Source organism: Acidiphilium sp. C61 (assembly GCF_905116885.1).
GTDB lineage: Bacteria > Pseudomonadota > Alphaproteobacteria > Acetobacterales > Acetobacteraceae > Acidiphilium.
This window is the reverse complement of sequence record NZ_CAJHNI010000005.1, coordinates 548793-571937: the sequence shown is the minus strand read 5'-3', so window position 1 is coordinate 571937 and position 23145 is coordinate 548793. Positions and strand designations below refer to the sequence as shown.

The 23145-nt window shown below is 68.2% G+C and carries 18 protein-coding genes; 8 read left to right on the top strand and 10 right to left on the bottom strand.

All coding sequences use genetic code 11. The features are described from left to right. Window positions 1-129 precede the first annotated feature (129 nt). On the top strand, window positions 130-1254 hold the full coding sequence (gene dnaN / locus HUW10_RS05460; RefSeq protein WP_174502585.1) for a DNA polymerase III subunit beta: 1125 nt from the start codon (window positions 130-132) through the stop codon (window positions 1252-1254). Window positions 1255-1339: 85 nt separating this feature from the next. Here the strand turns inward: dnaN and HUW10_RS05455 are convergent, their stop codons facing one another. Then, on the bottom strand, window positions 1340-2830 hold the full coding sequence (locus HUW10_RS05455; protein ID WP_174502584.1) for an acetyl-CoA hydrolase/transferase family protein: 1491 nt from the start codon (window positions 2828-2830) through the stop codon (window positions 1340-1342). A gap of 218 nt (window positions 2831-3048) precedes the next feature. On the opposite strand from HUW10_RS05455, the gene HUW10_RS05450 reads away from it, so the two are divergent. Next, the gene (locus tag HUW10_RS05450; RefSeq protein WP_236656227.1) at window positions 3049-3528 is read left to right on the top strand and encodes a host attachment protein; all 480 of its coding nucleotides are present in this window, start codon (window positions 3049-3051) and stop codon (window positions 3526-3528) included. A gap of 10 nt (window positions 3529-3538) precedes the next feature. On the opposite strand, the gene HUW10_RS05445 is transcribed toward HUW10_RS05450, so the two are convergent. Together HUW10_RS05445 and HUW10_RS05440 are read right to left on the bottom strand one after the other, a co-directional pair. Next, entirely contained in the window at window positions 3539-4258 is a 720-nt protein-coding gene (locus tag HUW10_RS05445; protein WP_174502583.1) for a tRNA1(Val) (adenine(37)-N6)-methyltransferase, read from the bottom strand. Next, complete coding sequence (locus HUW10_RS05440; RefSeq protein WP_174502582.1) at window positions 4255-4461, bottom strand: DUF2007 domain-containing protein; 207 nt, start codon at window positions 4459-4461, stop codon at window positions 4255-4257. The genes HUW10_RS05445 and HUW10_RS05440 overlap by 4 nt, the downstream gene beginning before the upstream one ends. Before the next feature lie 109 nt (window positions 4462-4570). On the opposite strand from HUW10_RS05440, the gene HUW10_RS05435 reads away from it, so the two are divergent. Together HUW10_RS05435 and HUW10_RS05430 are read left to right on the top strand one after the other, a co-directional pair. After that, a complete protein-coding gene (locus HUW10_RS05435; RefSeq protein ID WP_201712636.1) occupies window positions 4571-5605 on the top strand; it encodes a polyprenyl synthetase family protein in 1035 nt (344 codons plus the stop codon). 24 nt (window positions 5606-5629) lie between these two features. Beyond that, window positions 5630-6475 carry an alpha/beta hydrolase gene (locus HUW10_RS05430; RefSeq protein ID WP_174502581.1) on the top strand — a complete coding sequence of 282 codons (846 nt, stop codon included), beginning with the start codon at window positions 5630-5632 and terminating at the stop codon, window positions 6473-6475. Window positions 6476-6532: 57 nt separating this feature from the next. Here the strand turns inward: HUW10_RS05430 and HUW10_RS05425 are convergent, their stop codons facing one another. Next, the gene (locus HUW10_RS05425) at window positions 6533-7936 is read right to left on the bottom strand and encodes a phosphatidylserine/phosphatidylglycerophosphate/cardiolipin synthase family protein (protein WP_174502580.1); all 1404 of its coding nucleotides are present in this window, start codon (window positions 7934-7936) and stop codon (window positions 6533-6535) included. 124 nt (window positions 7937-8060) lie between these two features. Here HUW10_RS05425 and HUW10_RS05420 point away from each other — a divergent pair, with 124 nt between their 5' ends. After that, window positions 8061-8669, top strand: coding sequence for an endonuclease/exonuclease/phosphatase family protein (locus HUW10_RS05420; RefSeq protein WP_174502579.1), 609 nt, complete (start codon window positions 8061-8063; stop codon window positions 8667-8669). On the opposite strand, the gene ftsH is transcribed toward HUW10_RS05420, so the two are convergent. Beyond that, a complete protein-coding gene (gene ftsH, locus HUW10_RS05415; RefSeq protein ID WP_174502578.1) occupies window positions 8630-10525 on the bottom strand; it encodes an ATP-dependent zinc metalloprotease FtsH in 1896 nt (631 codons plus the stop codon). The genes HUW10_RS05420 and ftsH overlap by 40 nt on opposite strands. 396 nt (window positions 10526-10921) lie before the next feature. Between ftsH and HUW10_RS05410 the strand changes: the two genes are divergently transcribed. After that, window positions 10922-15682: an NAD-glutamate dehydrogenase domain-containing protein gene (locus tag HUW10_RS05410; RefSeq protein ID WP_174502577.1), complete on the top strand. Its 4761-nt coding sequence runs from the start codon at window positions 10922-10924 to the stop codon at window positions 15680-15682. 75 nt (window positions 15683-15757) lie between these two features. On the opposite strand, the gene HUW10_RS05405 is transcribed toward HUW10_RS05410, so the two are convergent. The 3 genes from HUW10_RS05405 to HUW10_RS05395 all read right to left on the bottom strand — a co-directional run bounded on the left by HUW10_RS05405 (window position 15758) and on the right by HUW10_RS05395 (window position 18983). Then, on the bottom strand, window positions 15758-17392 hold the full coding sequence (locus tag HUW10_RS05405) for a long-chain-fatty-acid--CoA ligase (RefSeq protein WP_174502576.1): 1635 nt from the start codon (window positions 17390-17392) through the stop codon (window positions 15758-15760). Window positions 17393-17476: 84 nt separating this feature from the next. Then, window positions 17477-18187 (bottom strand): SDR family NAD(P)-dependent oxidoreductase, encoded by a 711-nt coding sequence (locus tag HUW10_RS05400; protein ID WP_174502575.1) that lies wholly within the window; start codon window positions 18185-18187, stop codon window positions 17477-17479. 19 nt (window positions 18188-18206) lie between these two features. Then, the gene (locus HUW10_RS05395) at window positions 18207-18983 is read right to left on the bottom strand and encodes an SDR family oxidoreductase (protein ID WP_174502574.1); all 777 of its coding nucleotides are present in this window, start codon (window positions 18981-18983) and stop codon (window positions 18207-18209) included. A 173-nt stretch (window positions 18984-19156) separates the two neighbouring features. Between HUW10_RS05395 and HUW10_RS05390 the strand changes: the two genes are divergently transcribed. Continuing rightward, window positions 19157-20167, top strand: a complete 1011-nt coding sequence (locus HUW10_RS05390) for an acetamidase/formamidase family protein (protein WP_174502573.1) — start codon at window positions 19157-19159, stop codon at window positions 20165-20167. Window position 20168: 1 nt separating this feature from the next. Then, entirely contained in the window at window positions 20169-20930 is a 762-nt protein-coding gene (locus HUW10_RS05385) for an SDR family NAD(P)-dependent oxidoreductase (RefSeq protein WP_174502572.1), read from the top strand. Between the two features lie 80 nt (window positions 20931-21010). Here HUW10_RS05385 and attM read toward each other — a convergent pair whose 3' ends face one another. Both attM and HUW10_RS05375 read right to left on the bottom strand, forming a co-directional pair. Beyond that, a complete protein-coding gene (attM, locus tag HUW10_RS05380) occupies window positions 21011-21799 on the bottom strand; it encodes an N-acyl homoserine lactonase AttM (RefSeq protein ID WP_174502571.1) in 789 nt (262 codons plus the stop codon). 26 nt (window positions 21800-21825) lie between these two features. Further along, complete coding sequence (locus tag HUW10_RS05375; RefSeq protein WP_236656225.1) at window positions 21826-23112, bottom strand: hydroxyacid-oxoacid transhydrogenase; 1287 nt, start codon at window positions 23110-23112, stop codon at window positions 21826-21828. Window positions 23113-23145: the final 33 nt, after the last annotated feature.

Here is a 23145-nt window from a genome sequence, read left to right as displayed (position 1 = left end):
CTTAGCCCGGCTTTCCGCTGCTGTCACCCACCGGCCGATGCGCGGGATGGTTCAATTCCGGTTCGAACTGGGCTATGCAGCAAGACCCGGGTGCGGAAGCCGCCCGGTCAGGCTGACTGGAAGGATCGCATGAAGCTCAAGGCGGATCGGGCAACGCTGCTGAAAGCGCTGGCCCATGTTCAGAACGTTGTCGAAAAACGCAACACGATTCCCATCCTGGCCAATGTGCTGCTGGCGGTGCGGGAAGGGCGGTTGACCGTTGCCGCGACCGACCTCGAAATCGCGCTGATCGAGGAAGTCGCCGCGACGACGATGCGTGACGGATCGGTGACCGCGCCGGCCGCGACACTCTACGAGATCGTGCGCCGCCAGCCGGACAATGCCGAGATCGAACTCGACCATCCGGGCGGCGACGCACCGCTCGCGCTGCGCGCCGGACGCTATGCGACCAAGCTCGTCGTGCTGCCGACGGATGAATTCCCGAAGCTCGATGCCGGCAAGCTGACCCATCGCTTCGCGGTGCCGGCGCAGGCGCTGCGCGGGCTGATCGACCGCACCCGCTTCGCGATCTCGACCGAGGAAACGCGGTATTATCTCAACGGCATCTACCTGCACGCCGCCGAATCGGATGGCTTGCAGGTCCTCCGCGCGGTGGCGACGGATGGGCATCGTCTTGCCCGGGTCGAGGAACCTCTGCCCGAGGGTGCGGCGGGGATGCCGGGCGTCATCGTCCCGCGCAAGACGGTGAACGAGATCCGCAAGCTGCTCGACGAGGTCTCCGGCGATGTCTCGATCGCGCTGTCGGAAACCCGCATCCAGTTCGAGTTGGACACGATGCGGATGACCAGCAAGCTGATCGATGGCACCTATCCCGACTATTCCAAGGTCATCCCGATCGGCAACGACAAGGTGCTGCGCGTCGAGACGGCGGACTTCTCTGCCGCGGTCGCGCGCGTCTCGGCCATTACCTCCGAGCGCAACAAGCCGGTCAAACTCTCCGTCGGGCGCGACCTCCTTGTGCTTTCAGCCACCAGCCCCGACCAGGGCACGGCGACGGAGGAACTCGACGAGGCGCAGGTCGAATATCATTCGACACCGCTCGAGATCGGTTTCCAGGCGCGCTACCTCAACGACGTGACGGAGCAGATCAAGGGCAAGGTGGAGTTCTGCTTCGCCGATGGCGCGGCACCGACCCTGGTGCGCGCCGCCGGCGACGAGAGCGCGATTTTCGTTCTCATGCCGATGCGGGTCTGACCAAGCGGTGCCAAACCCTGGAGCACTACATCTGATCCGAATGGATCGGATGTAGTGCTCTATCATATTGACGAACAGAGCATCATCACTGCATCGAGCCGCTCTCGCGCAGGCGGGCGTGCCAGGACAGCGCCTGTTCGATGAGATGCGGGGTCTGGCCGCCCCGTGTGCGGATCGCCTCATCGAAATAATCCCGCAGCGCATCGCGGTAGAGCGGGTGCGCGCAGTTGCTGATGATCAGCGCTGCCCGCTCGCGCGGGGCAAGACCCCGCAAATCGGCCAGCCCCCGCTCGGTGACGATCACGTCCACGTCGTGCTCGGTATGATCGACATGCGAGACCATCGGCACGACACTCGAAATCCTGCCCTCCTTGGCCAGCGACTTGGTGACAAATACGGAGAGATGGCCGTTCCTGGCGAAATCGCCCGAGCCGCCGATGCCGTTCATCATGTGCGTGCCGCCGACATGGGTGGAATTGACGTTGCCGTAGATGTCCACCTCCAGCGCCGTGTTGATGCCGATGATGCCGAGGCGACGGACGATTTCGGGATGGTTGCTGATTTCCTGCGGGCGCAGCACCAGCCGGTCGCGGTAGCGGCCGATATCGCCGAGAACCCGTTCGTAGAGCGGCTTCGACAGTGTCATCGACGAGCCGGAGGCGAAGACGAGGCGGCCGCTGTCGAGCAGGGCGATCGTGCTGTCCTGCAAGACCTCGGAATACATGGTGAGGTTGCTGAACCGGCTTTCGGTGAAGCCGTGCAGCACCGCGTTGGCGATGCTGCCGATGCCGGCCTGCAACGGCATCAGCGAGGGCGACAGCTGCGCCTCGCGCACCTCGCGGTCGAGGAATTCCAGCAGATGCCCGGCGATCGCGGCGGTGTCGTCATCGGGCGGCTCGATGCGCGAGGGGCTGTCGGCCTTGCTGGTGATGACGATGCCGATGATCTTCTGCGGGTCGATCGGCACATAGGGCAGGCCGATCCGGTCGCTCGGCCGCATCACCCCGAGCGGCTCACGATAGGGGCGGCGCGAGGGGAAATAGATGTCGTGCAAGCCTTCGAGTTCCTGCGGCATCGTCATGTTGATCTCGACGATCACCTTCTCCGCCAGCACGGCGAAGCTCGCGGCGTTGCCGACCGAGGTGGTGGGCACGATGCCGCCCTTCTCGTTGATCGCCGTCGCCTCGACCACGGCGATGTCGACCGGGCGAAGCTGGCGCGCGCGCAATTGCTCAACCGTTTCTGACAGATGCTGGTCGATGAACATCACCTCGCCGTCATTGATGCGGCGGCGCAGCGCCGGATCGGCCTGGAAGGGCATGCGGCGGGCGATCACGTTGGCCTCGGCCAGCGTCTTGTCGATATCGTTGCCCAGCGAGGCGCCGGTCATCAGCGTGATCCGCAGCGGATCGTGCCGGGCGCGCTCGGCGAGGGCCACCGGAACCTCCTTGGCGTCACCCGCCCGGGTGAACCCGCTCATGCCGATCACCATTCCGTCCCTGATCGACAGCGCGGCCTCCTCGGCCGACATCACCTTGCCCCAGAGCGTCTCCAGCCTGATCCGGTCACGATACATTCCGCGTGAACTCCCTGCGTTGCCGGTGTTTCCGGCTGTGCGGTGTGCTCGCGGTTGCGAAACGTTTCAATGAGCGAAATCAAGCAAATCCGGGCTTTGCCGCTTCTGTTGCGCATGGCTGGCGTGCGGATCGCTGTTCGCTGCGTCGTCCGATCGGACAACTCCCGCCGCCGGCCCGATGGTCTAGACTTACCAGACCAATTCGCGTGGAGCCCACGATGATGACCAGCAGCGAGAATCTCCTGATCGTGATCGCCGATGGCGCGCAGGCCCGCTTCGTGCGGATCCGCCCTCCGGGCAAGCTCGAGACCGAGCGGCGTTTCGAATCCGTCACCGCGCATCTGCGATCGTCGGACCTGCGCAGCGACGGCCCCGGCGCCGCGTTTCACAGCTTCTCGACGGCGCATCACGCGGTCCAGCCGCGGCATGATCCGCATCAGGTGGAAAAATCCGATTTTGCCCGCACCATCGCCTCCGAGCTGAACGCCCTGCCGGAGGGCAGTTTCGGCGGGCTGATCCTTGTGGCTCCGGCACGCTTGCTGGCGACGCTGCGCGACGCCCTCGGCCCGCTGCCGGCGCGCAACCTGATCGGCACCCTCGCGCATGATCTGGTGAAAGTGCCCGACCCGGATCTCTGGCCGCATCTGGAGCCGGTTCTGCCGGCCGGCCTGCATCCCGCGCGGCCCGTGCGGCGATAAGGCCGCCGCCTCAGAGATCGATCGCCGCACCGTCCCGCAGTACGAGATTGGCGGCTTCGCTGAACCCTTCGCCCTCATGCAGGACAAGCCCCGGCAGCAGCACCGTCGGGCCGCGACTGCCGCGCGTAGCCTGGAGGATGAACAATTTCGCCGGCCGGCCTAGCCGCGGCCAGAGCGGCAGCAGCCGCGTGGCGCCGCAGCCGGCGGCGCGGGTGGCTTCGAGCGCTGCGTCGATCGAGGCGGCGGGCAGGATCAACGACAGGCTGCCGCGCGGGCGCAGCAGGCTTGCGAGCGCCGCCGTCCAGGCCGCCAGCAGCCCGCCTGGCGCCTCATAGGCGAGTCGCCGGCCGGGATCGGGCGATGGCGTGTCGGCAGGGGCCCGCCAGGGCGGGTTGGCGAAGGCATGGTCGAACGGTCCGGCCAAAGGCGGGCGGGTGATGTCGGCGGCGATGACGGCGAGTCCCTCCTGGCCGTTCGCCCGCAGATTGGTGCGGGCGATGGCCGCGATTGCGGGGTCGCGCTCGATACCGGCGCCAGATAGCCCCGGCACGCGATGGGCAAGGCAGAGCAGCCCGGCGCCGGCGCCGGTCCCGGCCTCGATCACCCGGTCGCCACGCCGCGCCGGCACGACGGCGGCAAGCAGCACGGGCTCGATTCCGCTGCGATGTCCGCTCGCCGGCTGGGCATAGCGGACGCGGCCGGCGAGCAGCGTGCCCTCGGTGCGGGTCATGCCTCGCCGGCTTCGTGCAGGATGCGCCGGGCTTGCGCCGCCTCGTCCGCCGCCACCGCGATCCGGCGCGGAAAGGCGCCGATATTGCCCTCGATCGCGGCGATATTCTGGTCGAGCAGAACCGGCGCCAGCCCGGCATCGCGCAGCAGGGCCATCAGGAAATTCAGCCGGATCGTGTCGTTGGACGCAATGATCGTTTCCACGCCGCTCCTCTCCCGTGCGCTGGGGTTCGTGGTCCGCCGCCTTGACCCCTCAACCTTCCGGCCGATATGCTGTCCGTATCTCAATGGAAACACAAGGTTGACACCGGCTGTGGATGGGCTGCTCACCTCGGGACAGGACGGCGGAAACCCGCGCATGCATTCGCATGACGATTCCCTGCATCGGCTTGCCTCTGTCCTGCGCGACGATCTGGACGCGACGAACCGGACGATCGTCGCCCGCATGGCGAGCGACGTCCAGCTGATCCCGCAGCTTGCGGCGCATCTGGTGGCCGCGGGCGGCAAGCGGCTGCGCCCGCTGCTCACCCTCGCGGCGGCGCGGCTCTGCGGCTATCGCGGCGAGCGGCATATCCGCCTCGCCGCCTGCGTCGAGTTCATCCACACCGCCACGCTGCTGCATGACGACGTGGTGGACGACAGCGAGCTGCGCCGCGGACTGGCCAGCGCGAATGCCGTGTTCGGCAACAAGGCCTCGGTGCTGGTGGGCGATTTCCTGTTCGCCCGCGCCTTCGAGCTGATGGTCGAGGATGGCTCGCTGGAGGTGCTGCGGATTCTCTGCAACGCGTCGGCTACTATCGCCGAGGGCGAGGTGTTGCAGCTTTCGACCCAGAACGATCTTGGCACCGACATACCGCGCTATTTCAAGGTGATCGAGGGCAAGACGGCCGCGCTCTTCGCTGCCGCCTGCGAGGTTGGCGGTGTTGTCGCCGGGTGCGACCAGGCCATCTGCGCCGCACTTTCAGCCTATGGCGCCGCCCTTGGCATGGCGTTCCAGCTGGTCGACGATGCGCTGGACTACGCGGCCGACCAGAACGAGCTTGGCAAGACCGTCGGTGACGATTTCCGCGAGGGCAAGCTGACCTATCCGGTCCTGGTCGCCCATGCCGCCGGCGACGACGCCGAGCGCGGGTTCTGGCGGCGGACGATCGAGACCGGTGAGCAGACCGAGACCGATCTGGCCACAGCACTCGAACTGATCGCCCGGCACGACGCCATCGGGCAGACCGTGCGCGAAGCCGACGCCTTCGCGCGCAAGGCGAAGGCCGCGCTGGCCGCGCTGCCGGACGATCCGCTGCGCGCGCTGATGATGGAGGCGGCGGATTATGCTGTCTCCCGCCATCGCTGACCCTGCTGCCGGGAGAGACAACACATGACCATGCCGCCCTTGCGCGGGCTCTGTGCCGAATGGGGCCGGATGAGCCGCATCGAGCGCGACCGCGCCTATGACAACAGCTCGGCGGTACCGGAAAGCCCGGCGCTGAACGAGGCGCGGATCGCCGCCTCCCGTGAATACCGCGCCCGCCACGCCGAGGCGCTCGACCTCCGCTACGGCCCGCGCGAGCGCAATCTGTGGGACATCTACCCGGCCGGGACCGCTGATGCCCCCTGCCTCGTGTTCATTCACGGCGGATACTGGCAGCGTAACCGGCGGGAGGATTTCGCCTGCCTCGCCGAGGGCGTGCGCGCGCATGGCTGGTCCTGCGCCTTGCCCGGCTACACGCTCGCACCGGAGGCCACGCTTGCCGAGATCGTCGCCGAGATCAATCAGGCGCTGGACTGGCTCGCTGTCCACGGCGCCGCCCATGGCGTGTCCGGCAAGGTGGTGCTCTCGGGTTGGTCGGCCGGCGGGCATCTCGCGGCGATGGGGCTCAACCATCGGCGCGTGACGGCCGGGCTCGCCATTTCCGGCGTGTTCGAGCTCGGGCCGCTGCGCGATACCTATCTCGACGAGAAGCTCCACCTCACCGATGAGCAGGTGGCCGCGCTTTCGCCGCTCCGGCTGCCGGCGGTCGCCAAGCCGCTCGCCATCGCCTATGGAAGCCGGGAACTCGCGGCTCTGGTCAGCGATAGTCGCGACCTGCACGCCCTGCGCGCGGCGAGCCATGCGCCGGGGCCGCTGGTGCCGGTCGCGGGCGCCGATCATTTCACCATCCTGGACGCGCTGCGCCGCCCGGATGGCGAGCTGACCCGCACCGCGCTCGGGTTGCTGTCCTAGAGCATTATCCTGCCCCGACCTGACGCCTGCACCGGGATCGGCGATGTGGTGGTCGCCTCAGAGATAGGGCAGGAGCAGTCTCGCCGCCGCGTCGCGCAGCGGCGCTAGACCTGCCGATACCGGCATCGGCGACAGTGCCGCCGCGGCTGCAACCTTGCCGTCGATCAGCGCATCGATCTCGGCGCAGACCCGGGGATCGTAGCATTCGACGTCGAACTCGAAATTCAGCCGCAGGCTCCGCGTATCCCAGTTCGAACTGCCGATGAGGCACCAGGCGCCATCGATCGTGACCAGCTTGGCGTGGTTGAAGGGCGCAGCGCCGAGCCTGACATGCGGGCGGATGGCGGGGAAAAAGCGCAGATGGGCGCGCATCGCCCAGTCCATCAGCCGGTGATCGCTCCGCGCCGGGATAACGATCTGCAGGTCCACCCCGCGCAGCGCCGCCTGGGCAAGGGCGAATTCCAGCCGCGTATCGGGCAGGAAATAGGGGGTGACGATCCTGATCCGGCGCGTGGCGAGGGTCAGCGCGGCGCCGAGGACCGTCTCGAGATTGAACAGGTCACCGTCCGGCCCGGAGCGAATGCCGCGCGCCGGGGTCGCACCGGCATCCGCGATCTCCGGCCACCAGGCCTCGTCCTCCAGCGCCTCGCCAGTGGTGAACAGCCAGTCCTGCGCGAAACTCGCCATCAATTGCCGGGCGAGCGGCCCGTCGATGCGCAGGTGAACATCGTCCACCCGCTTCCGGGCCTCGCCATGCGCGAGATTCTCGGCGCCGATGTTCAGCCCGCCGGTAAAGCCGGCTTCGCCGTCGATGATCAGCAGCTTCTTGTGGTTGCGCAGGTTGAGCAGCGGCATGCGCCAGGGCGCCCAGCTGTGGAGAAATTTCGCGCATGGCACGCCGGCGCGGCGCAGCGCGCGGATCGCCGGTGCGCGCAGCCAGCCGCCACCCACGCCGTCGACGAGAACGCGCACTGCGACCCCGCGCGCCTGCGCCGCCGCCAGCGCCGCGATGAAGCGGCGGCCGACATCGTCATGGCGGAAGATGTAGGAGGCGAGGGCGACGCTGTGTTGCGCCCCGCCGATCGCCTCCAGCATGGCGGGATAGGCCCTGTCCCCGCCATGCAGGATCGCGATGGCGTTGCCTTGCCGTACCGCGACGCCAGTGACGCGCTGGCCGACCCGGGCCAATGCCTGCAGCGGCGGCGGGGCGTCGGGTGGTGCTGCATCGCCGAAGCGGACGCCGCGGGTTTCCGCCTGCGCCGAAAGACGCCCCGCGCGCCGGTTGATCCGGTTGATGCCGAAGGCGAAGTAGAGCGGGCCGCCGATGATTGCCGACAGCCAGGCCACCGCGATCCAGCCGAGAGCCGCCCGCACATCCGCCTTGCGCAGCAGGGCGTGCCGCGTCACCGCGATGGCGATGCCGACATGGATCGCCAGAGCCAGGAGGATCAGCGGCGGCATCCGCGCCATCCGTCATGGGCTGCCATGCCGACATGCATACACAAGATCGGGGCGTTGCCACCATATCCCCTGAGGTAACCCGCGGCAGGCCGGTCCCGCCGCGTGGATCACGGGAGGCGTGCGGATGCGGTTGATCAGCTGGAACCTGCTTCGCCGGGTTGGCGCCGAGGCTCGCGAGGTCGCGGCGCTGATCGATGAATACAGCCCCGACCTGATGCTGATGCAGGAGGCCACCGAATCGATCGCGCAGGTGACGGATCTCTGCGGCGGCTGGTTCTATCGCGCGCCGATGCAGGGGCGGATCTATGGGCTTGCGGCATGGAGCCCGGTGAAGCTGGCCGAGCCCGGAACGGTGCGGCTGCCCGCCTCCGTGATGCCCGGCCGGGTGCCGCCGCGCCTCGCCTTGCTGGTGGAGGCGGGCGGGATCACATTTGCCAACGTTCATCTCTCGCACGGCCAGATGCTCAACCGGCTGCAACTTCGTCACATCGCCCGCCATCTCGATGGTCCGGCGGCGATCCTTGGCGATTACAACGCGGTCGGCCCGATCCGCCTCAGGGGGTTTCGCGATGTCGGGCCGCGTCAGACCACCTGCCGCGCCGGCGAGATGGTGCCGTTCCGGCTCGACCGCTGCATGGTGCGCGGCCTGCAGGCGCACGAGACGCGGGTGCTCGCGCGCGGCAGTTCGGACCATCACCCGATCGTGGTGACGCTCGCCGCCGCCGGCGGCTGATCCGGCGCCGGCAGGAAGGGCAGGGCGGAGGGCCGGACCACCCGGGCCTCGACGAGCCTGAGCTCGGCGGCGGCGAGCGTTTCCCGGCGCAGCAGGTCGTCCGCCACCTCGTCGAGCAGGGCGCGGTTCTGCCGCAGGATCAGCCGCGCCGCCTCGAAGGCGGTATCGAGAATCTCCCGCACGGCGGCATCGATCGCATCCGCCGTCCGCTCGCCATAGCGGCGCTGCCGGAGATCGGCGGATGCCGCACCGCCGAGCCAGGCACTGCCGGAATCCGCTTCATAGGCGACCAGCCCCAGCTCGGGCACCATGCCGTAGCGCAGCACCATGCTGCGGGCGATTTCGGTGGCCTTCACGAAATCGTCCGCGGCCCCGGTCGAGACCTCGTCGAACACCAGCGATTCGGCCGCCCGCCCGGCCAGCAGCACCGTCATCCGCTGAAACAGCTCCCGCCGGTCCATCAGGTAGCGATCCTCCAGCGGGCGCTGGATCGTGTAGCCGAGGGCGGCGATCCCACGCGGGATGATCGAGATCTTCTGCACCGGATCGGCGCCCGGCAACGCCATGGCGACCAGCGCATGGCCGGTTTCGTGATGGGCGACGATATCCCGCTCATGCGGGTTGAGCAGCCGGTTGCGTTTCTCCAGCCCGGCGACGATCCGCTCGATCGCCTGATTGAAATCCTCCAGCGTCACGGCATCGGCCCGGCGGCGGGTGGCGAGCAAGGCGGCCTCGTTCACCAGATTGGCGAGATCGGCACCGGTAAAGCCCGGGGTCAGCGCCGCGACCTGTTCGATCGAGACATCCGCGGCCAGGGTGATCCGCTTCGCGTGGATGCCCAGAATGGCGATGCGTCCCGTGCGGTCGGGCCGGTCGACCAGGACCTGGCGGTCGAACCGGCCGGCGCGCAGCAGCGCCGCGTCGAGAATCTCGGGGCGGTTGGTTGCGGCGAGGAGAACGACGCCGGTGCTGCTGTCGAACCCGTCGAGCTCGGTGAGCAACTGGTTCAGCGTCTGCTCCTTCTCGTCATGCCCGCCGCCGGTGAAGATGCCGCCCCGCGCGCGGCCGAGTGCGTCAAGCTCGTCGATGAACACGATCGCCGGCGCTTGCCGCCGCGCCTGCTCGAACAGGTCGCGCACACGGGCCGCGCCGACGCCGACGAACATCTCGACGAATTCCGACCCTGAAATCGAGAAGAACGTCACCCCCGCCTCGCCGGCGACGGCGCGGGCCAGCAGCGTCTTGCCGGTGCCCGGAGGGCCGACGAGCAGAATCCCCTTCGGGACGCGGGCGCCAAGCCGCCCGTATTCCTTCGGGTTTCGCAGGAAATCGACCACCTCCTGCAACTCGGCCTTCGCCTCGTCGACCCCCGCCACGTCGGCGAACGTCACCTTGATGTCCTTCTCGACATAGATTTTCGCCCGGCTCTTGCCGATCGACATCATGCCGCCGACGCCGGAGTCCCCGGCCATGCGGCGGATCAGGAACAGCCAGATGAGCCCGAAGAGAAACACCGGCAGGATCCAGCCGAGCGCGCGCTCGATCAGCGTGGGGCCGGGTGTGGCGGCGAAGCTGATGCCCGCGGCCCCGAGCGTCGTTGCCAGTGCGGGATCGACGCGGTTGGTCTCGAAGGTTGCCGGCGTCTTGGGCGCGGGATTGGTGAAGCGGCCGGTGATCCTGTCCTGGTCGATCCGCAGGTCGGTCACCCCGCCGGACTTCACCAGCGAGAGAAACGTGCTGTACGGGATGGTGCGCACATCCGGCGGGCGGGCGATGAGGGTCTGGATCAGCAGCACGCCGATCATCGCCGCGATCAGAAACCAGAAATTGATCTTGTGCTCGCGCCTGATGTCCATGTCCGTCTGGCCCTGAAGGTTGCGCCGACAGTCTAGAGCATCATCCGATCAGATGGACTCATCTGATCGGATAAAGATGCTCGGCTTATCAATATGATAGAGCACTACATCCGATCCAACCGGATCGGAAAGAGCTCTAGCCCTCCCGGCTCCGCCCGCCTTGAGCCGGATCAAACCGGACGTGCGGGGCGAGAGGCAAGCTGCGGGAGACGTGAATTGACAAGCTTCCGGCCCGGTTGGACAGTTCGCCGACACGGCGGACGAAGGGAAGCGCGTCATGCTCGAGCCAGCGACCAGTGTCGGAGAGGCGGCGGCGATGTCCGGCGCAAGGCGAATTCCGTGCGTCATTCCGGCCCCCTCTCGGGATCGCGCTCGTGATTGCGGCGAGGGTCGGTCATGAGCCCCGCGGACGGCGTGTCGGGCGGCAAGGACGGTCTCGTGGGCGCGCGGCAGGGGCCTGGGCGCGAGGCGCTTCTCGGTGGCGTCGCCGCTGCCATCCGGCGCGGCCTGCACGGGCCGCAGGCGGAGGCGGCCTGCATCTTCCTCGATCATTACGCGGCGGGGATCGCGACGGCGGATCTCGCGGCGCGGCCGGCGGAGGAGGTTGCGGCGGCAGCGCTGTCGCTCTGGTCCTTTGCCCGGGAACGCCGGCCGGGCGAAAGCCGGCTGCGGGTCTTCAACCCGCGCGGCGGCGGCGAGGGCTGGGGCCATGCGAACGCCGTGCTGGAGCTGATCAACGACGACCGGCCGTTTCTCGTCGAATCCGCCCTTGCGGTGCTGCAACGTTTCGATCTGCCCGTGCATGCGCTGGTGCATCCGGTGCTCGCGGTCGAGCGCGACGAGGCCGGGGCGCTGCGGCGCATCGGTGCCGGCGCTGCGGAATCGATGATCCAGGTCGCGTTCGGCCCCGAGACCGATCCGGCCCGGCTCGAGACGATCGGCAGCGAGATCGGCCGCGCGATGGAGGATGCCGAAGCCGCCGTGGCCGATGCTGCCGTGATGAGCCAACAGCTCGCCGCGCAACTCGCCGAACTGGCCGAAGGGCCGGAGCGCGACCTGCTGGGCTGGATCGCCGATGACAATTTCATCCTGCTCGGCGTGCGGCAGATCGGCTTCGGGCCGGACCTCGCCCTCATCCCCGCCGCCGGGGGGCTTGGCGTGCTGCGCGGGCAAGAGGTCGCGCTGTTCGACATCCTGCGCGATGATGGGTCGTGGCAGGCGGTGGCGGAGGAGGCGCTCGACCGGTTTGGCCGCGTCGCCGTCGCCAAGGCCGACATCCGCAGCCGCGTGCAGAGGTCCCAGCTCTATGATGTCGTCGTGGTGAAGCGCTGCGACGCGCAGGGTCGGCCGGTCGGTCTCACCCTGTTCGCCGGCCTGTTCGCGCCCGATTCCTACAACCGCAACCCTCGCAGCATTCCGATGCTGCGCGAGAAGGTGGAGCGGATCATGCAGGATTCGGGCGTCGGCCTCTCCGGGCATGACGGCCGGACGCTGCGGCACATTCTCGACACCTGGCCGCGCGACGATCTCTTTCAGGGACCGCCGGAAGACATCCTCGCCGCGGCGATGCGGGTGATGGAGCTGCAGGTGCGGCCGGAACTCGCGCTGTTCCTCCGGCGCGATCCATTCGGGCGCCATGTCTCGGCCATCGTGTTCGTCCCGCGTGACCGGTTCGACACGGCGCTGCGCCTCGCCCTCGCGGAGATGATCAACCGCGCCGTGGGCGGCGAGCTCGCCGGCTACGCGACCGCGATGGGTGATGGGCCGCTGGCACGGGTGAACTTCATCATCGCCGCCGACCCGCAGCGGGCGCGGGCGCTGGATGTGGCCGCACTGGAGGCGGCGATGAAGGAGGCAGCCCGCAGCTTCCGCGAAAGGCTGGCCGATGCGCTGGCCGGCGAGCAGGGCGACATGACGGCGGCGGCGACGCTGGCCGGCTGGGGCGATGCCTTCCCGCCGGAATATGCCGCCTCGACCCCCGCCCATGTCGCCGTGCGGGATATCGAGGCCGCCGCCGCGGCGCGTGCGTCCGGCCGCTTTCGCCTCGCCCTCGCCAGGCCCTTCGGCATGGCGGAGGACCGCGTGGTGCTCAAGCTCTTCCGCGCCGGCGAGGCGGTGGCGCTGTCCGACATCGTGCCGCTGATCGAAAGCCTCGGCCTGCGGGTGATCGAGGAGGTGCCGTATCGCCTCGCGGCGCGTGACGGCGCGGTGATGCTCCAGCGCCTCACGCTGGAGACGGCGGATGGCGCCGTCTTCGACCTTGCCGGACGGGCTGGCGCGGTGCTGGACGCGATCGAGGCGGAAGCCGACCAGCGCGCCGAGGTCGACGGCTTCAACCGCCTGGTCCTCCGCGCCGGGCTCGACTGGCGCGAGGTCTGGTTGTTGCGCGCGATGTTCAAATGGTGCCGCCAGGTGCGGGCACCGTTCAGCCAGAACGCGGTGGAGGCGGCGCTCGCTGCCAACCCTGCGGCGACGCGGCTGCTGGTCGAGCTGTTCCATCTCCGCTTCGACCCCGAACGGGCCCGCGCCCAGGAGGCCGAGGCGGCGCTGGAGTCGCGCTGGAGCGACCTGCTCGATGCGGTCGCGAATCCCGAGGAGGACCGCATTCTCCGCCGCTACCGCCGGCTGCTGGACGCGGTGCTGCGGACCAATTTCCACGATGAAGCGACCCCCGTGATCGCCCTCAAGATCGACAGCGCGCGCGCCGGGGACATGCCGCTGCCACGGCCGATGTTCGAGATCTTCGTGCATGGCGCGCGGATGGAGGGGTGCCATCTGCGCGGCGGCATGATCGCGCGCGGCGGCATCCGCTGGTCCGACCGGCGGGACGATTTCCGCACCGAGATCCTGAGCCTGATGAAGGCGCAGATGGTCAAGAACGTCGTCATCGTGCCGGTCGGCGCCAAGGGCGGCTTCGTGCTCAAGCGCCCGCCGGCGCCGAGCGGCGATGCCAATGCCGATCGCGAGGCGTTCATGGCCGAGGGCATCGCCTGCTACCGGCTGCTGATCAACGCGATGCTCGACGTGACGGACAATCTCGAAGGCGGCGTCGTGACCACACCGCCGCGGATCGTCCGGCGCGATGGCGACGATCCCTATCTCGTCGTCGCCGCCGACAAGGGCACCGCGACCTTCAGCGACATTGCCAACGAGATCGCGGTCGCCCGCGGCTTCTGGCTGGGCGACGCCTTCGCCTCCGGCGGCTCGGTCGGCTACGACCACAAGGCAATGGGCATCACCGCGCGCGGCGCCTGGGTGAATATCGCCCGGCATTTTGACGAGCTCGGCCACGATATCCAGAGCGAGGATTTCACCTGCGCCGGCGTCGGCGACATGTCGGGCGACGTGTTCGGCAACGGGCTGCTGGTCAGCCCCCATACCAGGCTGCTGGCCGCTTTCGACCATCGCCACATCTTCCTCGACCCCGATCCCGACCCGGCGAAAAGTCACGCGGAACGGAGGCGGCTGTTCGGGCTGAAGCGTTCATCCTGGGCCGATTACGACGCGGCACTGATCAGCGCCGGCGGCGGGGTGTTTCCGCGCCACGCCAAGACCGTCGAGCTGAGCGCGCAGGCGGCGGCGATGCTCGGCCTCGATGCCGGCGCGCACGAGCCCGAGCGGGTCATGCGCGCGATCCTGACCATGCGGGTCGACCTGCTCTATTTCGGTGGGATCGGCACCTATGTGAAGGCGGGGACCGAAAGCCAGGCCGATGCCGGCGATCGTGCGAACGATGCGATCCGCGTCGATGGCCGGCAGATCCGCGCGCGGGTGATCGGCGAGGGGGCCAATCTCGGCGTCACCCAGGCGGGACGGATCGAGGCGGCGCAGGCCGGCGTGCGGCTGAACACCGACGCGCTCGACAATTCCGCCGGCGTCTCGACCTCCGACCATGAGGTCAACATCAAGATCCTGCTGGCGAGCGCGATGGAGGCGGGCCGGCTCACGGCGCATCAGAGGGTCGATCTGCTCGGCTCGATGACCGACGAGGTGGCCGCGCTCGTGTTGCGCGACAATCACCAGCAATCGCAGGCGATCTCGCTCGATGCACTCGGCGGTGCGGCCGATCTGCCGGCACAGAACGCGCTGATGAGCCAGTTGGAGGCGGCCGGGGTGCTCGACCGCGCGGTGGCCGGCCTGCCGGATGCGGTGGCGATGGCGGCGCGCGCGGCCGCCGGCCAGCCGCTGACCCGTCCCGAACTCTGCACGCTGATGGCGCATGCCAAGCTGCATGTCGGCGCTGCGATCGACGCCTCGACGCTGGTCGACGATCCAGCCCTCGGCCACCTGCTCGCCGGTTATTTTCCGCACACGCTGCGCGAGCGGTTTCGCGCCGAGATCGACGGGCACCGGCTGCGCCGCGCGCTGATCGGCACGGCGGTGACCAACGAGCTGATCAACCGGATGGGGGCCGCGTCCTTCGGACGAATCACCCTCGAATCCGGGCATGAGCCGCCGGCGATCGCGGAGGCGGCACTGGTCGCCGCCGCCGCGTTCGACCTGCCGGACCGTTTCCGCGAGGTCGAGGCGCTGGGCATGGCGGTGCCGGCGGCGCAGCGCCTGGCGTTGCTCCTTGCCTTGCGTCGCCTGCAGGAAGCGGCAGCGCGCACCCTGCTGGCCGGGCCAAAGCTGCGCGAGATCGGCGAGGAGGTCGAGGCGCTGCGGTCCGGCCTTGCCGAACTCGCCGCCGCGTCCTGTGCGCGGCTCGCGGATTCGGACGACGTGCGCGCCCTTGTGGCACATGGCGTGCCGCAACCGCTCGCCGCCTTCGCCGTTGCCCTGCCGGAGCTGATGGTGGCGCCGATCGTGGTTCGCCTCGCGGCCCGGCACGGTCGCGCACCGCAGATGGTGCACATGATCTGGTCCGACGCGGGCGAGGTTTTCATGCTCAACCCGTTGCGCGCGGCGCTTGCCGGCGTTTCGGCCGGCAGCGGCTGGACGACACGGGCGGTCGGCGCGCTGGCGGACGAACTGAACGAGATCCAGGGCGCGCTGGTCGAGGCCGCGCTGGAGGGCGGCGGCGATCCGGCGGCCCTGCGCTTCGCCCTCGGCAATGCCGCCGAAGGCGCCATCACGCTCGCGCACGAGGCCGCCCTGATGCCCGATCTCGCAGCGCTGCTGGTCGCCGCGCGCGGGCTGCGCCGGTTGTGCGGCTGAGGGTGCCGCCGCATGAAGCCCTATCCGATCCTGATGGATGGGACAGGGCTCCATCACATCTGATCGGATGATGCTCTAACCCTTCGTGCTGTCCGCCTTGGCGATCAGGTAATTGGCGTAGCGCGCGCGCAGTTCCGTCTTGAGGAGCTTGCCGGTCGCGCCATGCGGCAGTTCGTCGACGAAGATCACGTCGTCGGGCACCGCCCAGCGGGCGACCTTGCCCTCATAGACTGCGAGCAGTTCCTCGCGGCTGGCGTGTGCCCCCGGTTTGAGGGAGACGATCACCACCGGCCGCTCGTCCCATTTCGGGTGTTTCGCCGCGATCGCCGCCGCCTCGGCGACCGCCGGGTGACTGACCGCGATGTTCTCGATGTCGATCGAGCTGATCCACTCGCCGCCCGATTTGATCAGATCCTTGCTGCGATCGGTCAGAATCACGAACCCGTCGGGATCGACCATGCCGACATCGCCGGTTGGAAACCAGCCATCCTCGGTCGTGCCCTTCGGCATCCGGTAATAGCCGGTGGTCACCCAGTGGCCGCGCAGCTCGATGTCGCCGGCGGTCTCGCCGTCCCAGGGCACTTCCTCCGCACCGCGCCGCGCCCGCAGGTCGATCCCGAACAGCACCCGCCCCTGGCTCAGCCGCTGCCGCCGCGCGGTCGCGGCGTCAACGCCGGGCACCGGGGTCGCCACCGTGGCGATCGGGCTGCTCTCGGTCATCCCCCAGGCATGGACGATGGTCACGCCGAGCGCGTCATACGCATCGAACAGCGCCTCCGGGCAGGCCGAGCCGCCGACGGCCATGCGTTCGAGCGTGGTGAAGCGCGCGCCGGTTTTCTGCACATGGGCGAGCACGCCGAGCCAGACCGTCGGCACGCCGGAGGCATAGGTCACGCGTTCGGCCTCGATCAGCTCATAGAGGCTCTGCCCGTCCAGAAAGCGGCCGGGCATCACGAGAGTGGTGCCGGCGGCAGCGGCGGCGTAGGGCAGGGACCAGGCATTGACATGAAACATCGGCACCACCGGCATCAACCGGTCGCTCGCCTTGAGGCCGATCGCATCCGCCGCGTTTACCGCCATCGCCTTCAGCACGGTGGAGCGATGGGTATAGAGAACGCCCTTCGGCCGCCCCGTTGTGCCGGAGGTGTAGCACAGACCGCTGGCGGTCCGCTCGTCGAACCGGGGCCAGTCGTAGTCGTCGGTCTCGGCGTCGATCAGGCTTTCGTAATCGGTGATCGCAATCCCGGCGGGCAGGGCGATGCCGGGCAACTCCGCCGCGTCGCAGAGAAACACCACCTGGCGGAGCAGGCCCTGCGGCAGTTTGCCGGCGACCTGCTCGACGAGGGATGCGAAATCGGCCTCGGCAAACAGCACGCCATCCTCGGCGTGTTCGAGGATATAGGCGATATCGTCGGGTGCGAGGCGCGGATTGACGGTGTTGACCACGGCGCCCGAGCCGGAAATCGCGAAATAGAGCTCGACATGGCGGTGGCTGTTCCAGGCGAGGGTGGCGACGCGATCCCCCGGCCGCACACCGAGCCGGCCGAGCGCGCGGGCGAGCTGGCGGGCCCGTCGCGCCGTATCCACCCAGGTCTGGCGATGAATGCCGCCGGCGAGGCGGGAGACGATTTCTGCCCGCGGATGATGCCGTGCGGCGTGGACCAGAAAGTCCGAGATCATCAGTTCATGGTGCTGCATCAGACCCAGCATGGACGGCTCCCATTCTTTGGATTCTTTGTGCGCGAACCATGCGTCAAACCACCTTCGCGCGCAATCGCCGGGCGCGGCTGCCGGTCAGAACCGCTCGACCCACGGCCTGAGTTCGATCTCCCATGTCCAGGCGCTGCGGGCCTGGTGCAGGACATGGAGATAGGTCTCGGCGATGGCCTCCGGGTCAAGCAGGCTGTCCGGCGCGTCCGCCGGCACCGGGCGGCTGGCGGAGCGGATGCCGCCATCGATGACGAAATGCGCGATATGGATGCCCTTCGGCGCGAGTTCCCGCGCCATGCTCTGGGCAAGGCCACGCAGGGCGAACTTGCCCATCGCGAAGGCCGAGGATTCGGCATAGCCCTTCACGCTGGCCGAGGCGCCGGTGAACAGGATGGCGCCGTGTCCAGTCCCAAGCATTCTCCGCGCCGCTTGCTGGCCGACGAGAAATCCCCCGAAAGCCGAAACCGCGAGGGCGCGCGCAACCGCCTCGGGATCGAGCGAGGCGACCGGGCCGCGCACCCGTCCCGAGGCGTTGTAGACCACCACATCCGGCGCGCCGCTGCTGGCATTTACCCGCTCGAACAACGCTGCGACCGAAGCCGCGTCGGCGGCATCGCAGGCGAAGGATTGCGCGCCGATGTCGGTGCAGAGTCCTGCTAGCTTGTCGGGATTGCGCGCGGCGAGTGCTACGCTCATCCCCTGGGCGGTGAAACGGCGGGCGAGGGCGGCGCTCAGCCCGCTGCCGGCGCCGACAATCAGGGCGCGGCGATAACGCGGCTCGGCCTGGTCTGTCATGTCATCCATCCTTTCGTGGTCAAACGACGCAGGCGGTGCCCGCGCCGTCCATCGTGATGTTGACGCCCGTCACGTAGCTGGCGCGAGGCGAGGCGAGAAACAGCACCGTATTGGCGATCTCCTCCGGCGTTGCCATCCGGCCGAGCGGGATGCGGGCAATGCCGCGGGCCCGCGCCTCGTCGATGCTGATGCCGGCGAGCCGCGCATCCGAGGCAAGCCCCTCGGCGACGCGCCCGGTCTCGGTCAGGCCCGGATTGAGGCCGACGACCCGCACCCCCTGTTTCGCATAGGCGGTGGCGAGGCCTGCAGTCGCCAACATCAGCGCCGCGTTCGCCGCCCCGCCGGCCAGATGCACCGGCGAGGCGATCTTGCCGCCATTGCCGATCACATTGACGATCACCCCGCGCCCGCGCGCCGCCATCAGCTTGACCAGCGGATCGATCACGTTGATATAGCTGAAATATTTGGCATCCATCGCAGCCCGCCAATGGGCAGGCGTCAGCTCGTCGGGCGGGGTGCGCCGCGCCGCGCCGGCGCTGTTGACGAGAATGTCGATCGGGCCGAGTTCGGCCTCGGCCGCCGCCACCATGTCGCCCGCCTGGCCAGGATCGCTCAGATCGGTGGCGAAGGCCGCGCCCACCCGCAACGTCGCCTTCGCCGCATCGAGATTGGCTTGCTGGCGCGAGCAGATCGCGACCTCCGCCCCCTCGGCGATGAACGCCGCGGCGCAGGCGAAGCCGATTCCCTTCGAGCCGCCGGTCACCAGCACGCGTTTTCCGCTCAGGGCGAGGTCCATCGGTTTCTCCTTCGACAAATTGTTTCGTGACGGCACGGATATGACGGCGGATGTGGGGTTCCGGGGGCGGGATGCAATTGCGCGGGGCGCCCGAAGGCCGCATCATCCGGCCCGAGACACGACGGCACACGCGCCCGCCGGGCCATGCGGTCGCGCGGTGATGGAGGGGAATGATGGCGAAGGCGACGAACTGGATTGCAAGCTCGATCGTGGCACGGCGCGGCGTCGGCTGGGCCCGTAAGCCGCGGGTCCACAAGCTCACCGAGGAGATGCAGGGCCAGTATCACTACACGATCGGCCCCTATTCCGAACCGGTGCTGACAATCGAGCCGGGCGACCGCATCGTGGTCGAGACCCGCGACGCCTTCGAGGGCGCGATCCGCACCGAGCGCGACAAGCCGAGCCGTCGCCTGCGCATGCCCTTTGTCAATCCGCAGAACGGCCCGATCATGATTGAGGGCGCGGAACCCGGCGATGCGATCGCGGTCCATATCGAGCGGATGCGCCCGCGCGGCGAGGATCCGCACGGCACCTGCTGCATGATCCCGCAATTCGGCGCGCTCACCGGCACCGCGCTGACCGCGACGCTCAACCCGCCGCTGCCGGAAATCACCCGCAAGGTGCCGGTCAACGAGAAGGAAGTGCGCTGGAGCGCGCGCGTCGTGCTGCCTTATGCCCCGCATATCGGCACCCTCTCCACCTCGCCGGAGATCGACAGCATCAACTCGCTGACGCCCGGCGCGCATGGCGGCAACATGGACCTGCCGGACATGGGGCCGGGCAGCATCACCTACCTGCCGGTGCGCTCACCGGGCGCGCGGCTGTTCATCGGCGACGCCCATGCCTGCCAGGGCGATGGCGAAGTGTGCGGCACGGCGGTCGAATACGCTTCGGAAACCACCATCCGGGTCGACCTGATCAAGAACTGGGCGCTCGAATGGCCGCGGCTGGAGCGGGAAGATTTCATCATGGCGATCGGCTCGGCCCGGCCGCTGGAGGACGCGACGCGCATCGCCTATCGCGATCTCGTCCTCTGGCTCGAGGCGGAATACGGGTTCGACCGGTGGGACGCCTACATGATGCTGAGCCAGTGCGGCCGGGTGCGGCTCGGCAATTTCGTCGACCCGAACTACACGGTCGGCGCCGGTATCCTGAAGAAATACATCGATGGGGAGACAGGCTGACATGGATCTGGGACTTAAAGGCAAACGCGCCGTCATCACCGGCGGCACCAAGGGGATTGGTCGCTCGGTGGCCGAGCTGCTGGCGCAGGAAGGCACCGATGTCGCAATCTGCGCGCGCAACGCGCAGGAAGTCGAGAGCGCGGTGGCGGAGCTGCGCCGGGCGGGCGTGCGCGTCACCGGCCGCGCCGTGGACGTTTCGGACCATGCGGCGCTGGCGACCTGGATTGCCGATGTCGGCGCCGAGTTTGGCGGGATCGACATCGTCGTCGCCAATGTCTCGGCGCTGTCGATCGGGCAGGACGAGGCCTCCTGGCGGGCGGAATTCGAGACCGACATGATGGGCACGGTCACCGCGGTGAACGCGGCGATGCCGTTCCTTGAAAAATCCGGCGCGGCATCGATCGTCGTGATTTCCTCGGTGTCGGGCCGCGAGGTGGATTTCGCCGCCGGCCCCTATGGCGTGTTCAAGGCGGCACTGATCCACTACGCCAAGGGTCTGTCGTTCCAGCTGGCCGGCAAGGGCATCCGCGTCAACGCGCTCTCGCCGGGCAATACCTACTTTCCCGGCGGCGTATGGGAAAAGATCGAGCACGGCAATCCCGCGCTCTACAAGGAGGCGCTCGCCCTCAACCCGACCGGGCGCATGGGCCGGCCGGACGAGGTGGCGCGCGGCGTGGTGTTCCTCGCCAGCCCCGCGGCGAGCTTCGTCACCGGCACCAACCTCGTGGTCGACGGCGCGCTGACCCGCGGCGTGCAGTTCTGATCGCACGTTATCGATAACCAAGAAAAAAGCCCGCCCGGATCATCTCCGGGCGGGTTTATCGTTTCAGCAACGGGCCAGAGTCAGTCGTAATATCCAGGCGCGTGCTTGAAGCTCGGCCAGGCGATCGGATCATGGCCAGTCACCACCGTCGCACCGGTCTTCTCCGCGAGCGTGCGCAGCTTCTGCACCGAGCGCACGGTATCCACCGTGCTGGCAAGGAAGCCCGGCAGCGCCTTCTCATCCCAGTGATCGGTCGTATAGGCGGCATCCACCGTCAGCAGCATCGGTCCCGCCTTCGGCAGGGTGACGAGGAACGATTGATGCCCCGGCGCGTGGCCGGGGGTGAAGACGGTGCGGATCACCCCATCGCCATAGAGATCGTAGAAATCATCGGCGGCGCCGTTGAGGAACTGCCATTTCAGGCCGGGCTTGTCGAAATCCTTGCGGATATAGCCGCCGGCGGCGAACCAATCCGGCGTGTAGGCATATTCATATTCCGTCCGCTGCACGAGATGGGTCGCGTTCGGAAACCGGCCGATCGCCCCGGTATGGTCGAGATGCAGGTGCGATTGTAGCACGTAGCGCACGCTGGCCGGATCGATGCCGAGCTTCTGCAACTGCGGCAGGCACGCCTCCTCGCGCGACATCACCGGCAGGTAGACATCGCAGACCGCCCCCCAATGCGCCCGCATGTCCTCGGCGACCTCGGCGGCATTGCCGCCATCGATCACGATATTGCCCTTCGGATGGGTGATCAGGAACCACGGCACCGGGATTTCGTAGGGATCGTTGCCCTGGTTCATCTTGATCGAGGCGGTCACGGTCTTCAGCGTGCCGCAGCTGAACATGTAGAGCCTGATGTCTGACATTTTCCTTGCCCTTTCGTTATTGACGTTTACCAGTTGCGCATCGACTGGCGGAGTATCGTCTCCAGAATGACGGCATCCACCGGCTTGGGTGACCCGGCGAGCAGGCGCTGCTGCTTCAGTGCGCCGTCGATGATCGCGGGAATATCGGCCTCGGTGTAGCCGAGTTCGGCGATGCCCGAGGGCGCGCCCACTTCCTTCATCAGCTCGATCAGTGCCGCGGGCAGCGAGTCCGGGCCGGGGTTTTCGATAGCGTGGCCGCGCAGCAGGCTGGCGGCGCGGATGTGCTTCTCGGGCGCCGCATCATAGGTGTAGCGGAAAGCAGCCGGCGAGGTGACGATCACCGAAAACCCGTGCGGCACGAAGGCGTGGTTCCGCGAATAGCCTGGCGCGTGATAGACGTGCTTGAGCCCCGCGATCGGATAGGCGCAGGCATGGGGGATATGCACGCCGGCGGTGCCGAAGCCGATGCCGGCCATGGTGGCGCCGAGCATCATCGTCCCGCGCGCCTCGTAATCCTCGCCATCGGCCACGGCGCGGGCGAGATATTTCCCGCCGAACTCGATTGCCTGCAGCGACCAGATATCGGCCACCGGGTTGGAGCCCTGATAGGGCGGGCGATCATCCGGCGAAGCTGGTTTCGGCCGCTGGTTGAACGGTTTCGAGATATAGCTCTCGACCGCGTGGCAGATGACATCGAGCCCGGCCGAGGCGGTGACGCCGGCGGGTGTCGTCCGCGCGAGGGAGGGGTCGACCATCGCGAGCGTCGGCCGCATGTAGCGGTGCGAGATGCCGCTCTTGACCTTGAGTTCGGGGATGTCGAGCACGGCGACTGTGGTCGCCTCCGACCCGGAGCCGGAGGTGGTGGGCAGCGCGATCAGCGGCCGCAGCGGTCCGGGCGGCTTCCGGCCGCCGCCGATCGGCGGGTTCACATAGTCGATCACCGCCCCGCCATGGGTGCTGATCAGATTGGCGACTTTCGCGGTATCGATCGTCGAGCCGCCGCCAAGGGCGATGAACCCGTCGCAGGGATGCGCCTCCGCGAAGGCGGCGGCGCGGGCGAAACTGTCGATCGTCGGCTCGACATGGATGTCCTCGAACCGGTCGAAGGTGATGCCGGCGGCAGCGAGGATTCCCTCGATCCGCTCGATCAGGCCGAACTGGTGCAGCATCGGGTCGGTGACGAGGATGACATGGCGAAGGCCAAGGCGCTTCGCCTCCCAGCCGAGCTCGTCAGCCGCGCCGATACCGTATTTCAACTGGGTGGCTTCGAGCGTGAAGACGCTTTCGAAGCCTTGCTCTGCCGTTTGGCTCATGAGTTCCTCCATTTCCGGCCGGGAGCAGGCCGG